Source organism: Mesorhizobium sp. M7A.F.Ca.US.007.01.2.1 (genome assembly GCF_003998165.1).
Classification (GTDB): Bacteria; Pseudomonadota; Alphaproteobacteria; order Rhizobiales; family Rhizobiaceae; genus Mesorhizobium; species Mesorhizobium ciceri.
The window spans coordinates 1-3,576 of record NZ_RZQP01000373.1 but is presented as its reverse complement, the minus strand read 5'-3'; the positions used below and the strand labels follow the sequence as shown (position 1 = coordinate 3,576).

Annotated in this window: 5 protein-coding genes; 1 reads left to right on the top strand and 4 read right to left on the bottom strand. The window is 65.0% G+C overall.

Features of this window, described 5'->3' with window-relative positions:
• The coding region (locus tag EN949_RS33815; RefSeq protein ID WP_206534994.1) for an aminopeptidase at positions 1-405 on the top strand (405 nt) is incomplete at its 5' end.
• Between the two features lie 82 nt (positions 406-487).
• Here the strand turns inward: EN949_RS33815 and EN949_RS33810 are convergent.
• From EN949_RS33810 to EN949_RS33795, 4 genes are all read right to left on the bottom strand, one after another.
• Positions 488-721, bottom strand: a complete 234-nt coding sequence (locus EN949_RS33810) for a hypothetical protein (RefSeq protein ID WP_063169708.1) — start codon at positions 719-721, stop codon at positions 488-490.
• 104 nt (positions 722-825) lie between these two features.
• The gene (locus EN949_RS33805) at positions 826-1,209 is read right to left on the bottom strand and encodes a VOC family protein (protein ID WP_082826717.1); all 384 of its coding nucleotides are present in this window, start codon (positions 1,207-1,209) and stop codon (positions 826-828) included.
• 95 nt (positions 1,210-1,304) lie between these two features.
• Positions 1,305-2,285: a 2-dehydropantoate 2-reductase gene (locus EN949_RS33800; protein WP_013528521.1), complete on the bottom strand. Its 981-nt coding sequence runs from the start codon at positions 2,283-2,285 to the stop codon at positions 1,305-1,307.
• A 2-nt stretch (positions 2,286-2,287) separates the two neighbouring features.
• A partial coding sequence (locus EN949_RS33795; RefSeq protein ID WP_127371939.1) for an acyl--CoA ligase occupies positions 2,288-3,576 on the bottom strand: 1,289 nt, incomplete at its 5' end.

Here is a 3,576-nt window from a genome sequence, read left to right as displayed (position 1 = left end):
GCATTGCGCCGTTACGAAGCCGCCCGGAGGCGCAAAGCTGAATTTCTTGCGCTGGTGTCGCAAACACGGGACGAGTTGGCAAAAGTCTATTCCAACGCCGGAACCTCGGAGCAAAAACTGGCCGCAAAGACGGCGGCGATTGAACGGCTGCGGATGCGCTACCGACACATGCGCGACAGGCGCTGGGGCCGATACCGGGGATACGATGCCTGGTTCGCTTCCCCGATCAACAATGCAAAGCTCGCCGCGACTTCCGTCTATAGCGATCGGGTGACCGCGTTTCTGCGCCTGTTCGATCTGTGCTCGGGCGACTATGTCAGGTTCTATGCGTCGGTCCGACGGATTGGCGCACTGGACCAAGCTCACCGTGCCGAAGCCCTTGCGGCCGCAGATCGCTGTTATTGAGTCGGTCAAATGGGAGGGCCCGGAGCGTCGGAGAACATGCGTCCGAAACCAACCAATCACACGGTTGAGATCGCGCGCGGTTCTACTGGTCCGAAAACTTCACGCTCACGCCGCGTTGCCGAAAATAAGCCTGCATCAACTTGCGGCCCGAGCGGTTGTTCTGCGCCAGCTTGGTCGGATCGAACACCGCCTGTTTGATCCCCTCTCGCGTCAGCGCCGCCTTAAGCGCCGCGATATGTGTGTCGATGTCGGCATTGTCCGCCCGGAGCGAGGCATAGATGCTCTCGGTCGCCTCGGCCACGGTCAGTTCGCTCATTGGTGTCGTCCTTTGGTTAGTTGGGCGGCGCTTAGCACAGATTCGCGGTCCGCCGATACCGAGACCGTCAGTACAAAGCGCCCATCGTGAAATCGAACCGTTCCTTATGGGGCTTCGTAGAGTTCCAGCGGCAATCCATCCGGGTCCCTGAAAAAGGTAAACCGTTGGTCTGTGTATGGATCGATCCGGATTGGCTCGACGGCAACGCCTGCGGCTTCCAGGCGGATAATCACGGGATCAAGATTAGCCACCGCGAATGCCAGATGTCTCAGGCCTGTAGCCTCTGGGTGGGACGGCCGCGTCGCCGGTGCAGGGAAGGAGAACAATTCCAGTTGGGCCGACCCGATCCGCAGATCCGCCTTCCATGACTGCCGCTCCTCCCGATAAACCTCCCGGATCAGATCGAGGCCGAGGAGTTCGACGTAGAACCGTCGCGACCGGTCGTAGTCGGTGCAGATGAGCGCGACGTGGTGAATGGCGTTCAGCATGCTGCTAACCCTGGTCAAGCTGGGAGATGAGGCCAAGGCGCTTCAAGGCCTGGATCGTCGCGCCCTCGCCACGGTGCTGATCAACCCCGAGCCCATTATCCATAACACCCGCGTTCCACCGCCAGCCGCCGCACCAGCGCCAGCACGGCATCGATGGTCGGGGTCGGCTTGTCCGTTAGCCTGCCAAGTTCCTGCACCGCGCTCACCAGCGCGTCGATCTCCATCGGCCGGCCACGCTCCAGGTCCTGCAGCATCGAGGTCTTGTGCTCGCCGACATCGCCGGCGCCCTTGATGCGCCGGTCGACCGCGATGGGAAAACGCACGCCGAGGCTTTCGCCGATCGCCTGCGCCTCCAGCATCATGGTGCGGGCGAGCGTGCGGGTGCCCTCGTCGGCAACGATCGCGGCAAGCGTGCTGCCGGTCAGCGCCGAGATCGGGTTGAACGAAAGATTGCCCCACAGTTTTACCCAGATCTCGCTGCGGATGTCTTCGCGCACCGGCGCCTGCAAGCCGCCCTTGACCATCTCCTCGGCCAGAAGCGTGACCCGTTCGCTGCGCTCGCCCGAGGGTTCGCCGAGCGAGAAGCGTTTGCCCTCGACATGGCGGATGAGCCCCGGCGCATCGACCTCGACCGCGGGATAGACGACCGAGCCGATGACGCGGTCCGGTCCAATCCGCTGCCAGATCGCGCCGCCGGGATCGACCGCGTTCAGCCTGGTGCCTTCGAGCGGCCCGCCGACGCCGTGGAAATACCACCACGGCACGCCGTTCTGCATGGTGACGACTGATGTGTGGTCCCCAAGCAGCGGTGCGATCTGGTCGAGCGCCGGGGTGAGGGAATGGGCCTTCAGCGCCAGCACGACATAATCCTGCACGCCAAGTTCCTCGGCCTTGGCGGCGGCCCGGACGGGGACGGACGTCTCCTGGCCATCCTCGATCAGGCGCAGGCCATCTGCCTTGATCGCTTCCAGATGGGCGCCGCGCGCGACGATCGAGAGATCGGTGCGGCCGGCGGCGGCAAGCTTGGCAGCGAGATAGCCGCCGATCGCACCGGCGCCGAAGATGGTGATCTTCATCGTCAAAGCCCGAGTTTGGCGGCAAGGCCGATGCGCTGCAATTTGCCGGTCGCGCCCTTGGGGATCTCGTCCAGGATCAGGATCTTGCGCGGCACTTTGAAGTCGGCAAGCCGCGTCGCGGCATAGGTGCGGATGTCGCTCTCAGCGGCGCTGATGCCTTCGCGCAGCACAACCGCCGCCGCCACCTCCTCGCCAAGCTTGTCATGCGGCATGGCGAAGGTGACGACCTGTGCCACCGCCGGATGGTCCATCAGCACATCGTCGACCTCGAGTGGCGAGATCTTTTCGCCGCCGCGATTGATGATCTCCTTGAGCCGACCGGTGACCCTGAGATAGCCGTCCCCGTCCAGCACGCCCTGGTCGCCGGTGTGGAACCAGCCATGCGCGAAAGCCGTGGCGTTGGCATCCGGGTTCTTTTCGTAGCCCGTCGTGACATTGGGCCCGCGGATGACGATCTCGCCGGACTCGCCTGCATCGAGCAGCCGCCCGTCGGGCGCCATCACAGCCACCTCCGGCCCGGCGGAGGCACCAACGCTGCCGGGCTTGCGCTGGCCCGGCGGCAGCCGGTTCGAGGCCATCTGGTGAGCCGCCTCGGTCATCCCGTAGGATTCGATCACTGGGCAGCCGAAGGTCGCTTCCAGCTCAGTCATTACCTGCGCCGGCAGCGACGCCGAGGACGAGCGGATGAAGCGCAGGCGCGCCGCCGCCAGCGCCTCGGTGTTGCGTGCCGCGCGGGCCAGGATCGCCTGATGCATGGTCGGCACCGCCGTGTACCAGCTCGGCTGCGCCTCGCTCAGCCACTGGAAGAAGCGCAGCGCGTTGAAACCCGGCGTGCAGTAGATGCTGCCGCCGGCAGCCAGCGACGACAGCACGGCCGCGATCAGGCCGTGAATGTGGAACAGCGGCATGATATTGAGGCAACGGTCATCGGCCGTCAGGCCAAGCGTGCCGCCGATATGAGCTGCCGAGGCCGCGATGTTGGCATGGCTGAGCGGCACCAGTTTTGGACGCGATGTCGTGCCGGAGGTATGCAGCAGCAGCGCAATGTCGCTGTCTTGCGCCATGTCGGGCGCGGCCTTCGGTCCGATCGCCGCGCCCTCGATAGCAAAACTGCCGGCCGGTGTGCCGGGCTGCACGACGAGCCGCAGCACGCCGATGCCGAGGCGTTCGGCCACCGTCACCGCGGGGCCGGTCTCACCCTCCGCGACGAGGATCGCCTTGGCGCCGATGTCGGTCAGGTAGAAATCGAGCTCGTCGGCCCGGTAGGCGGGGTTGAGCGGCGCCGTAGAGG